Origin of the sequence: Pseudomonas sp. P105 (genome assembly GCF_032614175.1) — a bacterium.
Classification (GTDB): domain Bacteria; phylum Pseudomonadota; class Gammaproteobacteria; order Pseudomonadales; family Pseudomonadaceae; genus Aquipseudomonas; species Aquipseudomonas rhizophila.
Genome location: NZ_CP126693.1, coordinates 3,441,489 through 3,457,091 on the forward strand (window position 1 = coordinate 3,441,489; position 15,603 = coordinate 3,457,091).

Below are 15,603 nucleotides of genomic sequence, written 5' to 3' on the forward strand. Positions count from 1 at the left end.
GCGGCGCGAAGGCCGTCGGGTACCCATACGTCCATGCTCGGGAGGTTTGTCATGTCCACGCAATCACGTTTGATGTTGGTCGTCTCGCCGCTGATGGAACACAGTCCGGCCTTCGACCGGGCAGCGGCGCTGGCCAAGGCCGAAGGCGCCGCGCTGCACATCGTTGCCTTCGACTACCTCGAAGGCCTGGCCACCGCCAGCCTGGTCAATGAGCAGGCCCTGGAACAGATGCGCTTGGGTTACGTTGAACGCCATCGCCACTGGCTGGAAGACCAGGCCCGGCCACTGCGCAAGCTGGGCATTGAAGTCACGACCGAAGTGGCGTGGGTCGAGAGACCGCTGCAGGAGATTCTGGTCCACCTCAAGGAGCAGCCGATGGATGCCCTGATCAAGACGGTGGAGCATGAATCCTGGTTCTCGCGCCTGATGTTCACCCCGCTGGATGTGCACCTGCTGCGCGAAAGCGAAGTACCTTTGCATTTCGTCAACAAAGTCACCCACGCCCGTCCGCGCAAGATTCTGGCGGCCATTGACCCCTTTCATCTCGACGGCCGCTACGAAGGCCTCAACGACCGGATCCTGAGCGAAGCCAACAAACTGGCCACCTCCTGCGACGCGAGCCTGGAAGTCATCTACGCCTATGACCTGTCGTCCATCACCGCCTCCGAATATGGTTTCGGCAGCGGCTCGATGTTCTTTTCTTCCACCCTGGCCCGGCAGCTCTATGAATCCCAGGGCGAGGCGTTTGACGCGTTGGCCGAGCGCAACGGCATCGCGCCGGAACAACGACGCATGGTCATGGGCGACCCGGCCAAGGTATTGGCCAGCTACGCGGCATCCCATGACATTGATGTCATTGTCATGGGGCGCGTGCGCTACAAAGGTTTGGACAAGTTGATCGGCAGCACCGTGGAAGGCCTGCTGTACAAGATGCCGTGCAGCTTGTGGGTGATTGCACCGCAGCAGTTCGATTGAACGCATGAATACCAACAGCATAATGAGCGCAGGGATAGCGACCTGATGAACCGAGCGAGCAACGCACCGACCGAGCGGGATCCGATTCCCATAGATGTCGAGGCTTGGTACACGCTGCCTGCGCAGCAGGTGCTCGAACGGCTGGAGGTCAATGAGCACACCGGGCTGAACGATGCAGAAGTTCAAGCCCGGCTTGCGCGCACAGGCTTCAATCGCTTGCCGGAATCGGCGCGGCGCCCCGCGTGGCTGCGTTTTCTGTTGCAGTTTCACAATATCCTGATTTATGTGCTGCTGGGCTCTGCGGTGATCACTGCGCTGTTGCAACACCTCTGGGATACGGTGGTCATTCTGGCGGTGGTGGTGGCCAACGCCATCATTGGCTATGTCCAGGAGGGCAAAGCGGAAAAAGCCATGGACGCGATCCGGCAGATGCTGGCGCCCCGCGCCGCCGTGATTCGTGCCGGTGAACGTTTGAGCATCGCGGGTGAAGCGCTGGTACCCGGCGATATCGTCTTGTTGGAGGCCGGCGATAAAGTCCCGGCAGACCTTCGCTTGCTGCACGCCAACAGGCTGCAGATCCAGGAAGCCATCCTGACCGGTGAATCCGCCGCCGTGGAAAAGCACACTGAACCTGTGCGCCTTGGAGCGCCCCTGGGTGATCGTGCCTGCATGGCCTTCAGTGGAACCCTGGTGACCTGCGGACAGGCCACCGGGGTCGTCGTTGCAACCGCGACCGCCGCCGAGATCGGGCGCATCAGCAATCTGTTGTCGGAAGTCGAGACACTGACCACGCCATTGGTCCAGCAAATGAACGTCTTCGCGCGCTGGCTGACGATCCTGATTCTGCTCGTCGCCGGGCTGCTACTGGTTTACGGTCATTTTGTCGGCCATTACGCATTCAACGAAATCTTCATGGTGGTGGTGGGCATGTCGGTCGCTGCCATCCCCGAAGGACTGCCCGCCGTTCTCACCATTACCCTGGCGGTCGGGGTTCGCGCGATGGCCCGTCGCAACGCCATCGTACGCCGCTTGCCCGCCATCGAAACCCTGGGATCGGTTTCGGTCATCTGCACGGACAAGACCGGCACCCTCACCCGCAACGAAATGATGGTCGCATCAGTGGTCACCCGTGATCTGACGTTCACGGTCGACGGTGCCGGTTATCAGCCGTCGGGAAACATGAACCTGGCTGACCAGTTGATCGACACCTCCAATCACCCCACGTTAGCCGAACTGGGACGCGCCGCCGCGCTTTGCAATGACGCGGTGTTGAGGCTGCACGATGCCACATGGAAGGTCGAGGGCGATCCCATGGAGGGCGCACTGCTGGCGTTTTCCGTGAAAGCCGGAATCGATGGCGAAGAAGAGCGACGCACCTGGCCCCGCACCGACGCGATTCCGTTTGACGCCAAACACCGCTTCATGGCGACGTTGCACCACAACCATGAGCGACAGGCGTCAATCTATGTAAAAGGCGCGCCGGAACAGATCCTGGCCATGTGCGCGCAGCAGCGTGGCAGTACCGGCGCCACGGAGCCGCTCAATGCTGACTACTGGCACCAACAGGCAAACACCATTGCCGGCAAAGGTCAGCGCGTGCTGGCGTTTGCCAGCCGCCCCGTGCCGTCCGAGCACACCGTTCTGGAGTTTGGCGACGTGCAGGGTTCGCTGACCCTGCTTGGCATGACAGGCATGATTGACCCGCCTCGCCCCGAGACGATCCAGGCGGTCCAGCAATGCCAGGCTGCCGGTATCGCAGTCAAGATGATCACCGGCGATCACTCCGGCACCGCCGCCGCGATCGGCGCGCAAATCGGCCTGCAAAATCCCGACAAGGTGCTGACGGGCGTCGACCTGGACGCGATGAACGACGGCACGCTCAAAGAAGCGCTCAAGGACGTGAATATCTTCGCCCGCACCAGCCCTGAACATAAGCTACGGCTGGTGATGTTGCTGCAATCGAACGGCATGACCGTGGCCATGACCGGCGACGGGGTCAACGACGCGCCCGCGCTCAAACGCGCTGACGCCGGCATCGCCATGGGTGACAAAGGCAGTGAGGCGGCAAAAGAGGCGGCGGACCTGGTGCTGGCCGATGACAACTTCGCCTCCATCGTGGCCGCCGTACGTGAAGGCCGGACGGTCTACGACAACATCAAGAAAGTGCTGAGCTGGACGTTGCCCACCAACGCGGGCGAAACCATGACCATCATTGTCGCGCTGCTGTTTGGCCTCACCCTGCCGGTGACACCGATTCAGATCTTGTGGATCAACCTGATTACCGCGATCACGCTGGGTATCGCCCTGGCGTTCGAGCCGACCGAAGAAAACACCATGCGCAGGCCGCCACGTTCAAGGCACGAGCCGTTGATAAGCGGCGCCTTGATCTGGCACATGGTGCTGGTTTCGATCCTGTTTCTTTGCGGCGTCTACGGCATATTTACCTACGCGCTCGACCGGGGCTACCCGGTGGAGTTGGCCCGCACCATCGCCGTCAACACGCTGGTGGTGATGGAAATATTCCACCTGTTCTTCATTCGCAATCTTTATGGCACGTCACTGACTTGGGAGGCTGTCAGAGGTACAAAGGTCGTGTGGCTGACCGTTGCAGTGGTAACCTTCGCTCAGTTCGCCATCACCTACGCGCCTCCCCTGCAAAGGGTGTTTGCCACTCAAGCGATCCCCTTTATGGATGGGCTATTGATTATCGCAGTGGGCATCGCGCTCTTTGCGATCATCGAAACTGAAAAACAGATTCGGCTACGGTTAACCGACCCCAAGGGCGCTACGCTCATAGTGGGACAGACCCCGAAGTCACCCTGACGCTGCGGCTGGCATGGTGTTCGACCAGCCGCTGGATGTTACTGAAAGAGGATTCGGAAAATGCACAAAGTATTGGTCGCTGTCGATGGTTCAGAGCACTCCGAACGTGTGGTGCATTACCTCATTGGACTGATCCAGGACGGCGGATTGCTGGGAGGCAGCGTGGAGGTGCACCTGGTCAATGTGCAGTCATTTTTACCCACTCGCATCGCGCAAACCATGAGCAAGGATGAACTTGACCGCTACTACGACGGCAAAAGTGCCGAAGATGCGAATAAGGCAATCACTCTTCTGAAACAGCAAGGCATCGCCTTTACTTTCCATACACTGCACGGCGACGCGGCCAGCAGAATCGTGGCGTGCGCCAAATCCTTGGGGTGCGACAGCATCATCCTGGGTTCGCACGGCAGTGGTTTTCTCGAAGGCATCTTCCTGGGCTCTGTCGCGGCCAAAGTGATCCAGCTGTCCAGTATCCCGATTACCTTGGTCAAATAACCGAGTGTGAGTTGCAGTTGATGGCGCACCAGGGGGCCTGTCCCCCATAACGTCTGCGAGGCAGAACGATGGGTATGTCACGATGGGGATCAGTCCTTGCTTTATCCGGTGCGCTGGCAACATCCGCTTATGCAGCTGACGCGCAAAAGATCTTCACCCAGGGCGGGACCAACCCCGCCGCCATTGCCTGTTCAACCTGTCATGGTGCGGACGGTACAGGGATGCCCGCGGCTGGCTTCCCAAGGCTTGCAGGGTTACCTGCTGAGTACTTCGCAAAACAAATCGCGGATTTTCGCTCAGGCTCCAGGGCCAACCCAATCATGCTTCCTATCGCCCAGGCATTGAGCGAGGACGAGGTACAAGCCCTCGCCAGCATGCTCGCCAACATGCCAGGCCCACCCGTCAAACCCATCAATCGTGCGCAGGCGGCCAAGGGCCTGGGGCAGACCCTGGCATTGAGAGGCGCATGGGATCGAAACATACCCGAGTGCGTCTCCTGTCATGGCCCCGGCGGAATCGGGGTCGGTGCCTCTTTTCCACCGCTGGCGGGCCAATCGGCTCAGTACCTGGTCTCGCAACTGAATGCCTGGCGGCAGAAGACCCGGAAAAATGATCCAGACGAACTCATGGGCCACATCGCGAGGTCCCTCACTGAAGCCGAGGTCGAGGCTGTTTCCCGGTATTTCGCTGAGCTCAGTCAATAGAGGTCTGGCCATGAAATCATTCATCGCGGCACTCATCAGTTTGAATATGGTATCGATGGCTGGCGCTGCTGATGTGGCAGATGCATCGCCCCCTTCGCCCGGCCCAGACGCCCCACAACAGCGGACGGCGACATTTACTCCGCCAGCAGAGGACACGCTGCCTGATAACGCCTTTGGCCGTTTGGTCCGGCAAGGGCATGCGATCTTTGTCGATACTAAAACCAACGCCCCCGAGTTCGTGGGAAACGGGATGAACTGCACCAATTGTCATTTGGACCAAGGCAGAAAAGCCGACTCGGCGCCCCTTTGGGCGGCTTACACGATGTACCCGGCTTATCGAAAAAAGAACGACAAGGTCAATACCTACGCCGAGCGCCTACAAGGCTGCTTTGAGTTCAGCATGAACGGAAAACCGCCTCCGGCCGACGGGCAGGTCATCGCCGCCCTGACTGCCTTTTCCTACTGGTTGGCAACAGGAGCACCGCTAGGCCAGGAACTGCCCGGGCGAGCTTATCCTGAAGTGCCGCAACCGGCGGGAGGCTTCGATGTGGCCAAGGGCAAGGTCATCTACGCCCAGCAATGCGCGGTGTGTCATGGCAACGAGGGCGAAGGCCAAAAGGCCGGGGGCGATTACGTATTCCCACCGTTATGGGGCAAAGACTCATTCAATTGGGGCGCGGGGATGCATCGCATCAATACCGCAGCCGGGTTCATAAAGTCGAATATGCCATTAGGTAAAGGCGCCACCCTGTCCGCCGATGAGGCCTGGCACGTTGCTGCCTACATGAACAGCCACGAACGGCCGAAAGACCCCAGGATGATTGCCGGTTCTATCGAGCAGACCCGGTTGAAATTCCATGCCAATGACGGGATCAATCTTTATGGCAAAGAAGTGAACGGCGTGATACTTGGCCAGGGAACTGAATGAACGGCGCAGCCAATACTACTGTCGCCGTTCTCGTGCAGCGTTATTGAACGTAAGCCCGCCTTCACCGCACGAACATCAGCCATCCGGCCAGCACCAATGCCGCAGTGCAGGTCCAACCTGAAAACAGCCAGCGCCAGAGCCACCGGCGCGGGATAAAACCCACGCCCCTGACGAAAGCCACACTCATCGCCGCAAACAAAGCACCCGCCAGTGCGTGATCAGCTTTTCCCTCCGAGGTTGCCATCATCGGCGGGTACAGTGTGCAGGCAAGCATGATGGTGATGGCGATCATCAGACTCGCCAGATGAATGCGTGAAGACGGCTGGGTATCTGAGCGTTGCTGAATCATCGCTGCTGCTCGTCATTGTCACTCAAGGCCCGGTTCGCTTCGTTCTCCCCCCACATTGCATTCAATATCGCCAGCAACAGCGCAAAGCCGACTCCCAACATCCAGGCGAAATGCCACATATTCTTTGCTCCTTTGCCGGCACTAGTAGGCCGAATGCTCGTTGGCTTTGATCTGGGCAACGGTGACTTTTCCGCTCATGACGCGATACGCCCAAGAGGTATAAATCACGATCAGGGGCATGAAGATCAACGTGGCCCAGAACATGATCGCCAAGCTCAGGTGGCTGGAGACACTGTCCCACACCGTCAGGCTTGCCGCGGGCATGGTTGATGAAGGCATGATGAACGGAAACATTGAGACGCCTGCCGTGCTGATCACGCCAATCACCGCAAGCGATGAGGCGACAAACGCCGACAGCGTACGGCGCACCATCAACAAGAACGCAGCAGCTACAGCCCCGCCCAATCCAAGGACGGGCAGCAGCCAAAGCAATGGATAGCGTTCGTAGTTGGCCATCCAGGCGCCAGGTTCACGTACCACAGTCTTGCTGAGGATGTCCGGCAGCGCCGCGGTATCAACGAGCGAGGTGATGCGGTAGCCGTCAATCCATTGCAGCCAAATGCCGGCCACGATGAATGAGCACACCAGCACGATCGCCGCCGCCACCGCACCTTTTACTGCCCGGGACTGGATAATCCCCTCAGTGCGATGGGCCAGATAAGTGCCGCCCTGCAGGGTGATCATTGCACTGCTCACAACACCGGACAGCAGCGCGAAAGGATTGAGCAGTTGCCAGAAACTGCCGGTGTAGGTAGACACCAGATAGTCATTGAAGTGAAACGGCACGCCCAGCAGCAAGTTGCCAAACGCAATCCCGAACACCAGCGGAGGCACCGCCCCTCCGACAAAGAGCCCCAATCCCAGGTGCTGCGCCAAGTGGCGTTGTGGATCTTGCTACGGTAGTCAAACCCCACCGGGCGGAAGAACAACGCCCAGAGCACCAGAATCATCGCCCAGTAGAAACCACTGAAGGCAGTGGCGTAGACCACAGGCCAGGCCGCGAACAAGGCGCCGCCAGCGGTGATGAACCAGACCTGATTACCATCCCAATGCGGCCCGACGGTATTGATGACAACGCGCCGCTCCAGGTCATTGCGGCCAACGAATGGCAGCAGCGTGCCGACGCCCATGTCATGACCATCCATGATCGCAAAACCGATCAGCAGGACGCCGACCAACGCCCACCAGATTATTTTCAGGGTGAAGTAATCAAGCATGGTGAAGCTCCTTCAGATGAGCGTCGTGAACATAACGGCCTGTACCGAGGCTGCCAGGCCCTTGGCGGGCGAACTTGACCATCAGGAACATTTCCACCACCAGCAAGACGGTGTAGAAAACGATGAACCCGGCCAGCGAGCCATACAGGTTGTTGACGCTGAGCGTGGACACGCTCATGTGGGTCGGTAATACGCCGTAGATCGTCCAGGGCTGACGGCCGTATTCGGCGACAAACCAGCCCAGTTCACAGGCGATCCAGGGCGCCGGCAGCATGTAGAGTGCCCAACGCAACAACCCTCGGTGGCGGGTGCGGTTCGACTTCAGCGTGCTCCAGAATGCCAGTGCAAAGAGCATCAGCATCGCAAAACCCAGGCCGACCATGATCCGGAACGCCCAAAACATAGGCGTCACGCGCGGAACCGTATCGTTCACCGCGGTTTCGATCATGGCCGGTGTGGCTTGGTTGACGTCCTCGACATAGCGCTTGAGCAGCAACCCGAAGCCCAGATCAGCTTTGTATTCTTCGAACGTCTTGAACGCCGCCGGATCGCTGCGATTGGCTCTCAGTGCTTCCAGCGCATTGACTGCGCTAATACCGCGGATGATTCGGGCGCGGTTCTTTTCCTTGATCTCATGAATGCCGGGAATCTGCTGGCTGACCGAGCGGGTCCCGATCAGGCCCATCAACCATGGCACCTCGACCTCCCAATTATTTCGGGATTGAGCTTCATCGATGCTCGCGATCAGCGTCAGGCCAGCCGGCGCGGGCTTTGTTTCCCACATGGCCTCCATGGCCGCCAGCTTGGTCTGCTGCGCCTCCCCCACCGTGTAACCGGACTCATCGCCCAGTACGATGACGCTCAGCACAGAGGCCAGGCCGAATGCTGCGGCGACCCGAAAGCTACGTTTGGCAAACTCGACATCACGATTTTTGAGTAAATACCAACTGGAGATCGACAGCACAAACATCGAACCGGTGACATACCCGGCCGAAACCGTATGGACAAACTTGGCCTGGGCCACCGGATTGAACACCACCGTCCAGAAATCGACCATTTCCATGCGCATGGTGATGTAGCTGAACTCTGAGCCCACCGGGTTCTGCATCCAGCCATTGGCGATCAGGATCCACAGCGCCGACAGGTTTGTGCCGATTGCCATCAACAGCGTGACCAGCAAGTGATGCTGTCTCTTGAGACGGTCCCAACCAAAAAAGAACAGCCCGATCATGGTCGATTCGAGGAAGAACGCCATCAAGCCTTCGATTGCCAGCGGTGCACCGAAGATGTCCCCGACATAGTGCGAGTAGTAGGCCCAGTTGGTGCCGAACTGAAATTCCAGGGTGATCCCGGTGGTCACCCCCAGCGCGAAGTTGATGCCAAATAGCTTGCCCCAGAAGCGCGTCATGTCTTTCCAGATGACGTTACCGGTCATCACATAGACGCTTTCCATGATGACCAGCAGCCACACCATGCCAACGGTGAGCGGTACGAAAAGGAAGTGATAAAGCGCCGTGGCTGCGAACTGCAGCCGCGACAAATCCACCAGTTGTTCTGAGATCACTTGCTTGCCCCTTGAGCCGAGGTGGGTACACCGAAACGGTTGCCGACCGCGTTGGAATCGACGCTGACGTGGAAATCCTGGATGAATAGCCACCACAGCACTGCCAGCAGGAGCAGCTTGATAAGCACTGCTGTGAGCAGATGACGGCGCAGTCGTTTGTCGGAAATAGTCATGTCGGTGCAGTTAGCACGCGCCATGCCAAGGCCCAGGGTCAGGTTTTTATCGTTAAATAACAGCAGATTAGGAACGTAACCTGGGAGAAGGGGGATTTTGCGCCAACCTCAGAGGCTGCCAATCTGCCATGACGGCAGTGATTGGCAGTCAGGTGTCATCGCGGCTGATCAGGCCAAACCCTGCTCTTTCAAGCGCCGGTATAAAGTCCGTTCGCTGATACCCAAGTGCCGGGCCAGCTCACTGCGGGTCCCTTTGAACGCAGACAGGATCTGGGCCAACGAGTGGCCATCAGCAACAGCCGGGTTAGCCAGTCGTTGGGCTGTCGCATCGGGGACCTGGGGTAAATGCACGGAATGAATGACCCCGTCATCGGCAAACAGGCTGGCTCTTTCCAGCACATTACGAAGCTCGCGGATATTGCCCGGCCAGGAGTATCGCTGCAGTTGCATCAAGGCATCGGCGTCGATGGTCAGCCGGCGCTTGCCCGTACCGGAACGTTGCAATAACGAATTGACCAGCAGCGCGATGTCCTCCATGCGATTGCGCAGAGGCGGTAAATGAATGGGAAATACGCTGATGCGGTAGTACAGGTCTTGCCTGAACTCACCCTGGGCCATCATCTGTTCCAAGGGCTTATGGGTGGCGGCAACCAATCGGAAATCTGCATGCAAGGTTTCCACGCCGCCAACACGGCGATAGGTTCCCGACTCAATCAGCCTGAGCAGTTTCACCTGCATGGCCAGGGGAACGTCGCCGATTTCATCAAGAAACAGCGTACCGCCCTGGGCTGTTTCGACCAGGCCCTGCTTGCGCAGGGTGGCCCCGGTGAACGCGCCTTTCTCGTGGCCGAACAGTTCGCTCTCAAACAGCGTTTCAGTCAACCCGGAACAGTCCACTACCACAAAGGGCCCGTTGGCCCGCTCGCTGGTTTCATGGACCGCACGGGCAAACAGTTCCTTGCCCGTACCGGACTCTCCCAACAGCAGCACCGGCAACATGGACGGCGCGACCCGCTGCAGTTCCGACAGTGCACGGTTGAACGCCGGAGAGCTGCCCACCAGGCCCTCGTTGCTGGGCCGCGCTGAGGCGCTGCGTACCAGGGTAAGACGCTCCACATACGCGGTTATGTCGCCATGGTCATTGAGGATCGGCCGCAGCTCCACGTCGACATGTTCAGGCCCGCGGGGGGTGTGGTGAATGTGCAGGACCCGGTCCGGGCCGCGCATTTCCCTGGCCTTCTTCATCGGGCAGTTCTCCCCCGCCTGATCGCAAGGCACATCGTAATGGTGGGAAATCCGATAGCACTTATGACCAATAAACGGTTGATCGGCACTGCCGAACTGGCGCCGATAGGCGGTGTTCGCCGCCAGAATGTTGTAGTCCGGGTCCAGCACGATCATCGGCTGCGGCTCGTGCTCGAGAAACGAAACCAGAGACTGCACCTGGTCCGGCGGAGGGATCGAATTGTTCGGGGTTGGCAGGATAGTGCTCATCGGGGTTCCTGTGGATTCATCCGGACGCAAGCGACACTGCCACTATGCCAACAAACACTGCCAATGGCAGTTGTTTATTCGTGTGCGTGAAAATGCCGCATCCCACCTACAAAAATAAACACAACAAATTCAGATAGATAGCTTTGATTTTTCGCTCACTCGGTGCATGGCAGACTTATTGCTATGTCAGGTTAAACCAGTCGGCAACAAGACCAGGAGACCGATCATGACCGCTACACTGCACGTCGAAGGATTTTTCGATCCCGATACTCATACTGTCAGTTATATCGTGCTTGATCAGGCGACCCGCCACTGCGCACTCGTGGACAGCGTACTGGATTACGATCCCAAGTCCGGCCATACCACGACGACGTCTGCCGACACGTTGATCGCCAGGGTGGCCGAGCTGGACGCCAAGGTTCAATGGATTCTTGAAACCCATGTCCACGCCGACCACCTCACGGCAGCGCCTTACCTCAAAGAAAAGCTGGGAGGCAAGATCGGCATCGGCAGTCGCATCACCACCGTGCAGCAAGCCTTTGGCACGCTGTTCAATACCGGTGATGACATGGCCCAGGATGGAAGTCAGTTCGATCATCTGTTCGTCAATGACTACACGTTCTCCATCGGTTCGCTGCAATGCCGCGCACTGCATACGCCGGGCCATACACCCGCCTGCATGACGTACGTCGTCAGCGACGCCAGGCAAACGGTGGCATTCGTCGGCGACACCCTGTTCATGCCCGACTACGGTACGGCGCGCTGTGATTTTCCTGGTGGCGATGCCCGCACCTTGTTCCGGTCCATCAACAAGGTACTGAGCCTGCCGGCCGATACGGTGCTGTACATGTGCCACGACTACCAGCCCGACGGCCGCGAGGTACTGTTCGCCAGTACCGTTGCCGAGCAGCGCGCCGACAATATCCATGTGCGCAACGGCATCAGTGAAGAAGAGTTCGTGGCCATGCGCACCAAGCGTGACAGCACGTTGGAAATGCCGACGCTGATCCTGCCATCGGTTCAGGTGAACATGCGCGCCGGACACTTTCCTGAGCCGGAATCGAACGGCACACGCTATCTGAAGATCCCGCTCAACGTGCTCTGACGTCCCCTCCCCCTATAAGAAAATCCCATCACGGAGACCACCATGGACATCCGCCACCTTGCGCCAGGCTTAGCGGTATCAGAGCAGATTTTCCCCGATCAATTGACGGAACTGAAAAACACCGGCTTTCGCGCCATCGTGTGTAATCGCCCGGATGGCGAAGGCAGCGATCAACCCTTGTTTGCCGAAATCAAGCGCGCGGCTGAAGCGCTGGGCATTGAAGCTCACTATCTGCCCGCGGAATCGGGCAAGGTCACCGACGAGCAAGGCGTTGCCTTCGGCCGGCTATTTGAATCGCTGCCAAAACCGGTGTTGGCGTATTGCCGCTCCGGCATGCGCTCGACAACGATGTGGGCGCTGTCACAAGCGAGCCTGCTGCCTCTGCCGCAGATCGTCGAAACAGCCAAAGATGCCGGGTTTGACATGAAAGGCGTTATCCGCCGGATTGCAAACAAGGGGCAGACCCCGATCGAAGTGGCCGAGGCCGAACATGCGGTGGTCATTATCGGGGGCGGCGCAGCGGGCATTGCGGCGGCATCCAGCTTATTGGCCAGGGAACCGGGGCTCGACATCGCCATCATTGACCCGGCAGATGTGCATTATTACCAGCCCGGCTGGACGCTGGTCGGTTGCGGTGTCTTCGATGCCCCCCGGACCGCCCATACGATGGGCTCGACCATTCCTCGCGGCGTGCACTGGATCAAAGCCGCCGTGGCCGCTTTTGAACCCGAGAAAGATGCGCTCATTCTCGATGGGTGCAGAGTCGTCAAGTATCAACAACTGATCGTATGCCCTGGCCTGAAACTCAACTGGAATGCCATTGAAGGTCTGCCGCAGACATTGGGTCGCAACGGCGTTACATCCAACTACCTGTATCACCTCGCCCCCTATACCTGGGAGTGCGTGCAGCAACTGCGCGGTGGCCGGGCCATCTTCACGCAACCGCCGATGCCGATCAAATGTGCCGGGGCGCCGCAAAAAGCCATGTATCTCTCTGCCGACCACTGGCGGCGTGAAGGGGTACTCGGCAACATCAAGATCGATTTCTGCAGTGCCGCAGCTGTGCTGTTCGGCGTGCCCGATTACGTGCCGGCCCTGATGGAGTACATCCGCGCCTATGGCATCGACCTGAACTTCGGCAGCACGCTGACGAGCGTTGACGGGCCCGCGCGAACCGCCACCTTCAGTTGCGCCCAGCCCGATGGCACACGCCAGCTTGTCACGCGCGACTTCGATTTGCTGCATGTGGTGCCCCCACAGATTGCGCCAGACTTTATCCGCGTCAGCCCCCTCGCCGATGCCGCTGGCTGGATTGATGTCGATCCCGACACGCTGCGCCATAAAACCTGGGCGAATATTCACGCACTGGGCGACGCCACCAACTCCAGCAATGCCAAGACCGCCGCGGCCGCTCGCAAGCAGGCGCCCGTGGTCGCCCATAACGTGCTGGCAGCCATGGGCAAAGCCAAGGGCAACGCTCATTACGACGGTTACGGCTCCTGTCCGCTGACAGTCGAACGGGGCAAGATCGTCCTGGCGGAGTTCACCTATGGCGGCACCGTCGCCCCCAGCTTCCCGTCCTGGCTGATTGACGGTACCCGGCCATCGCGGCTGGCCTGGCTACTCAAGGAGCGGATTCTCCCTCCGTTGTATTGGAAGGGCATGCTCAAGGGACATGAGTGGCTGGCTAAACCGGAGTTGGCGGATCTATGAACCCAGACCTCAAGGCAAGGAGAGAGGGATGATCATCATCTTGCTGCTCGGCCTGACCGTGGGTGTGATTCTGGCGCTGACCGGCGCTGGCGGGGGAATACTGGCGGTTCCCCTGCTGGTCTTCGGCGCGGGCCTGAGCATGGCCGAAGCCGGGCCCATTGGCTTGATGGCGGTGGGTTTGGCCGCGTCCCTGGGTGCGGTGATGGGCCTTAGAAACGGCACCGTACGCTATAAGGCTGCGCTGCTGACCGCAGGCGCGGGCATCATCTGCTCTCCACTGGGGATCTGGCTGGCTCAGCGCACGCCCAACCGTCCCTTGACGCTCCTGTTTGCCCTTCTATTGATGTACGTGGCCTTCCGGGCCTTTCAAAAGTCACTGCCCTCGCGCGCCGATTGCAAAGCCACGTCGAAGCGCAAACCCCCGCCTTGTGTACTGGACGAAAACCGCGGCAAGCTCCATTGGACCGCACCCTGTGCCTGGGCGCTGACGGTCTCCGGCATGGTCGCCGGCGCGCTGTCCGGCCTGCTGGGTGTGGGCGGCGGTTTTGTCATGGTCCCGGCACTCCAGCGCTACACCAATCTGACCACCCAATCGGTGCTCGCCACGTCGCTGACGGTCATTGCCCTGGTTTCAATTTCCGGCGTGGTGGCGAGCTCGGCGGCGGGTCATTTGCAATGGGCGATTGCCGTACCTTTTACCCTTGGCGCATTGTTGGGAATGACCGGCGGCCGCTTGCTCGCCGCCCGGCTGCCGGAGCCCTATCTGCAAAAAGGCTTCGCCATTCTGGCTGCGCTGGTGGCCCTGGCATTGGTTGTAAAAGCCCTGGGTTAATCGCCTGCTGGAGTCTCAACGTGGTTTGTATCGGAGAAATCTCATGAACATTGACTGGCTCAACTTCACGCCCTGGTCAGCCCTTGCCGGCGGTGCGTTGATTGGTTTGGCTGCCAGCCTTTTCGTTGTCGCCAATGGGCGTATCGCCGGCATCAGCGGTTTACTCGGCAGCCTGCTGCAGCGTGGTAGCGAGGGGGTTAGCGAGAAAGCGCTGTTTCTGTTGGGGCTGCTCGTTGCGCCGCTGCTATGGGGCCTATTCACCGCGTTGCCGCAGATCGAGTTTCAGAGCGGCTGGCTCGGCCTCAGCGTCGCCGGCCTGCTGGTGGGCATCGGCACCCGCTACGGGTCGGGCTGTACCAGCGGCCACGGCGTATGTGGCCTGTCGCGCCTTTCACCGCGTTCGATGATCGCCACGGCATGTTTCATGTTCAGCGGTTTCGCCACGGTCTTTGTCCTGCGTCATATGTTGGAGGGTTGAACATGCTCAAACTGACTGCATTCATGGCCGGTCTGGTGTTCGGCTTCGGTCTGCTCCTGGCGGGCATGGCCAATCCGAGCAAAGTCTTGGCGTTCCTGGATGTGACCGGCACTTGGGACCCCTCCCTGGCCCTGGTCATGCTCGCAGCGATTGGTGTCGCGATCGGCCCACTGACCTGGGCCCGCCGCCAGACCCGTTCGGTGCTGGGAAACCCGATGCAATTGCCGGTCAAGCGTGAGCTGGACCCTCGCCTGATCGGCGGCAGCCTGCTGTTTGGCATCGGTTGGGGGATAGCCGGTATCTGTCCGGGGCCCGCCGTGGCGATCCTGCTCACCGGGCACTGGCAAATCATCGTATTCATGGCGGCCATGCTGGCTGGCATGTTGTTGTTCACCGCGCTGGAGAACCGGCGCACTCACTGATCGGGAGATCGTCATGAAAGCCAATATCGGAACCATCGACCGTAGCTTGCGTATTGCCGCGGGACTTGTCCTCATTGCCCTCAGCCTGAGCGGCGTGATCGGCTTGTGGGGCTGGATCGGCCTGGTGCCGCTGGCGACGGGGATCTTCCGTTTCTGCCCGGTCTATACATTACTGGGCATCAGGACCTGCAAACGCTGCTGAGGCGGGTGCTGCCGCGCCTGCAAATGACGGTACTGTCAGCAATTACACCGGCTTGTTTTCCCACCTCAA

General features: G+C 59.4%; 16 protein-coding genes and 1 pseudogene. 11 read left to right on the forward strand and 6 right to left on the reverse strand.

What is annotated here, in order from left to right; all coding sequences use genetic code 11:
* The first annotated feature begins 51 nt into the window (after window positions 1-51).
* The 5 genes from QOM08_RS15445 to QOM08_RS15465 all read left to right on the forward strand — a co-directional run bounded on the left by QOM08_RS15445 (window position 52) and on the right by QOM08_RS15465 (window position 5,925).
* On the forward strand, window positions 52-975 hold the full coding sequence (locus tag QOM08_RS15445; RefSeq protein ID WP_076384330.1) for a universal stress protein: 924 nt from the start codon (window positions 52-54) through the stop codon (window positions 973-975).
* A gap of 45 nt (window positions 976-1,020) precedes the next feature.
* Window positions 1,021-3,798 (forward strand): cation-transporting P-type ATPase, encoded by a 2,778-nt coding sequence (locus QOM08_RS15450; protein ID WP_188250782.1) that lies wholly within the window; start codon window positions 1,021-1,023, stop codon window positions 3,796-3,798.
* Window positions 3,799-3,858: 60 nt separating this feature from the next.
* Window positions 3,859-4,293: a universal stress protein gene (locus tag QOM08_RS15455; RefSeq protein ID WP_076384326.1), complete on the forward strand. Its 435-nt coding sequence runs from the start codon at window positions 3,859-3,861 to the stop codon at window positions 4,291-4,293.
* Window positions 4,294-4,361: 68 nt separating this feature from the next.
* Window positions 4,362-4,997 carry a c-type cytochrome gene (locus QOM08_RS15460; protein WP_410479075.1) on the forward strand — a complete coding sequence of 212 codons (636 nt, stop codon included), beginning with the start codon at window positions 4,362-4,364 and terminating at the stop codon, window positions 4,995-4,997.
* A gap of 10 nt (window positions 4,998-5,007) precedes the next feature.
* A complete protein-coding gene (locus QOM08_RS15465) occupies window positions 5,008-5,925 on the forward strand; it encodes a c-type cytochrome (protein WP_188250780.1) in 918 nt (305 codons plus the stop codon).
* Between the two features lie 61 nt (window positions 5,926-5,986).
* On the opposite strand, the gene QOM08_RS15470 is transcribed toward QOM08_RS15465, so the two are convergent.
* The 6 genes and pseudogenes from QOM08_RS15470 to QOM08_RS15500 all read right to left on the reverse strand — a co-directional run bounded on the left by QOM08_RS15470 (window position 5,987) and on the right by QOM08_RS15500 (window position 10,782).
* Entirely contained in the window at window positions 5,987-6,274 is a 288-nt protein-coding gene (locus QOM08_RS15470; protein WP_107322782.1) for a cyd operon YbgE family protein, read from the reverse strand.
* A complete protein-coding gene (cydX, locus tag QOM08_RS15475) occupies window positions 6,271-6,393 on the reverse strand; it encodes a cytochrome bd-I oxidase subunit CydX (RefSeq protein ID WP_188250779.1) in 123 nt (40 codons plus the stop codon). Before cydX ends, QOM08_RS15470 begins: the two co-directional genes overlap by 4 nt.
* Before the next feature lie 22 nt (window positions 6,394-6,415).
* A pseudogene (cydB, locus tag QOM08_RS15480) lies at window positions 6,416-7,551 on the reverse strand (cytochrome d ubiquinol oxidase subunit II).
* On the reverse strand, window positions 7,544-9,115 hold the full coding sequence (locus QOM08_RS15490; RefSeq protein ID WP_047225665.1) for a cytochrome ubiquinol oxidase subunit I: 1,572 nt from the start codon (window positions 9,113-9,115) through the stop codon (window positions 7,544-7,546). The pseudogene cydB and the gene QOM08_RS15490 overlap by 8 nt, the downstream one beginning before the upstream one ends.
* Window positions 9,112-9,312 (reverse strand): cytochrome oxidase putative small subunit CydP, encoded by a 201-nt coding sequence (gene cydP, locus QOM08_RS15495; RefSeq protein ID WP_188250895.1) that lies wholly within the window; start codon window positions 9,310-9,312, stop codon window positions 9,112-9,114. Before cydP ends, QOM08_RS15490 begins: the two co-directional genes overlap by 4 nt.
* Before the next feature lie 144 nt (window positions 9,313-9,456).
* The gene (locus tag QOM08_RS15500) at window positions 9,457-10,782 is read right to left on the reverse strand and encodes a sigma-54 interaction domain-containing protein (RefSeq protein WP_047225664.1); all 1,326 of its coding nucleotides are present in this window, start codon (window positions 10,780-10,782) and stop codon (window positions 9,457-9,459) included.
* Between the two features lie 226 nt (window positions 10,783-11,008).
* Between QOM08_RS15500 and QOM08_RS15505 the strand changes: the two genes are divergently transcribed.
* The 6 genes from QOM08_RS15505 to QOM08_RS15530 are packed head-to-tail and all read left to right on the forward strand — an operon-like array spanning window position 11,009 to window position 15,534.
* On the forward strand, window positions 11,009-11,887 hold the full coding sequence (locus tag QOM08_RS15505; RefSeq protein WP_047225663.1) for an MBL fold metallo-hydrolase: 879 nt from the start codon (window positions 11,009-11,011) through the stop codon (window positions 11,885-11,887).
* Between the two features lie 42 nt (window positions 11,888-11,929).
* Entirely contained in the window at window positions 11,930-13,600 is a 1,671-nt protein-coding gene (locus QOM08_RS15510; RefSeq protein WP_047225662.1) for a bifunctional protein tyrosine phosphatase family protein/NAD(P)/FAD-dependent oxidoreductase, read from the forward strand.
* Window positions 13,601-13,628: 28 nt separating this feature from the next.
* A complete protein-coding gene (locus QOM08_RS15515; RefSeq protein ID WP_107322786.1) occupies window positions 13,629-14,432 on the forward strand; it encodes a sulfite exporter TauE/SafE family protein in 804 nt (267 codons plus the stop codon).
* A 43-nt stretch (window positions 14,433-14,475) separates the two neighbouring features.
* Window positions 14,476-14,910, forward strand: a complete 435-nt coding sequence (locus tag QOM08_RS15520) for a YeeE/YedE family protein (RefSeq protein ID WP_047225660.1) — start codon at window positions 14,476-14,478, stop codon at window positions 14,908-14,910.
* A 2-nt stretch (window positions 14,911-14,912) separates the two neighbouring features.
* On the forward strand, window positions 14,913-15,332 hold the full coding sequence (locus tag QOM08_RS15525; protein ID WP_047225659.1) for a DUF6691 family protein: 420 nt from the start codon (window positions 14,913-14,915) through the stop codon (window positions 15,330-15,332).
* A 13-nt stretch (window positions 15,333-15,345) separates the two neighbouring features.
* Complete coding sequence (locus tag QOM08_RS15530; RefSeq protein WP_047225658.1) at window positions 15,346-15,534, forward strand: DUF2892 domain-containing protein; 189 nt, start codon at window positions 15,346-15,348, stop codon at window positions 15,532-15,534.
* The last annotated feature ends 69 nt before the right edge of the window (window positions 15,535-15,603 follow it).

Coding starts and splice junctions, on each gene's coding strand:
- QOM08_RS15455 (WP_076384326.1), top strand. CDS start 3,859: ATGCACAAAGTATTGGTCGCTGTCGATGGTTCAGAGCACTCCGAACGT.
- QOM08_RS15460 (WP_410479075.1), top strand. CDS start 4,362: ATGGGTATGTCACGATGGGGATCAGTCCTTGCTTTATCCGGTGCGCTG.
- QOM08_RS15445 (WP_076384330.1), top strand. CDS start 52: ATGTCCACGCAATCACGTTTGATGTTGGTCGTCTCGCCGCTGATGGAA.
- QOM08_RS15525 (WP_047225659.1), top strand. CDS start 14,913: ATGCTCAAACTGACTGCATTCATGGCCGGTCTGGTGTTCGGCTTCGGT.
- QOM08_RS15515 (WP_107322786.1), top strand. CDS start 13,629: ATGATCATCATCTTGCTGCTCGGCCTGACCGTGGGTGTGATTCTGGCG.
- QOM08_RS15450 (WP_188250782.1), top strand. CDS start 1,021: ATGAACCGAGCGAGCAACGCACCGACCGAGCGGGATCCGATTCCCATA.
- QOM08_RS15505 (WP_047225663.1), top strand. CDS start 11,009: ATGACCGCTACACTGCACGTCGAAGGATTTTTCGATCCCGATACTCAT.
- QOM08_RS15465 (WP_188250780.1), top strand. CDS start 5,008: ATGAAATCATTCATCGCGGCACTCATCAGTTTGAATATGGTATCGATG.
- QOM08_RS15520 (WP_047225660.1), top strand. CDS start 14,476: ATGAACATTGACTGGCTCAACTTCACGCCCTGGTCAGCCCTTGCCGGC.
- QOM08_RS15470 (WP_107322782.1), bottom strand. CDS start 6,274: ATGATTCAGCAACGCTCAGATACCCAGCCGTCTTCACGCATTCATCTG.
- cydP (WP_188250895.1), bottom strand. CDS start 9,312: ATGGCGCGTGCTAACTGCACCGACATGACTATTTCCGACAAACGACTG.
- QOM08_RS15500 (WP_047225664.1), bottom strand. CDS start 10,782: ATGAGCACTATCCTGCCAACCCCGAACAATTCGATCCCTCCGCCGGAC.
- QOM08_RS15530 (WP_047225658.1), top strand. CDS start 15,346: ATGAAAGCCAATATCGGAACCATCGACCGTAGCTTGCGTATTGCCGCG.
- cydX (WP_188250779.1), bottom strand. CDS start 6,393: ATGTGGCATTTCGCCTGGATGTTGGGAGTCGGCTTTGCGCTGTTGCTG.
- QOM08_RS15510 (WP_047225662.1), top strand. CDS start 11,930: ATGGACATCCGCCACCTTGCGCCAGGCTTAGCGGTATCAGAGCAGATT.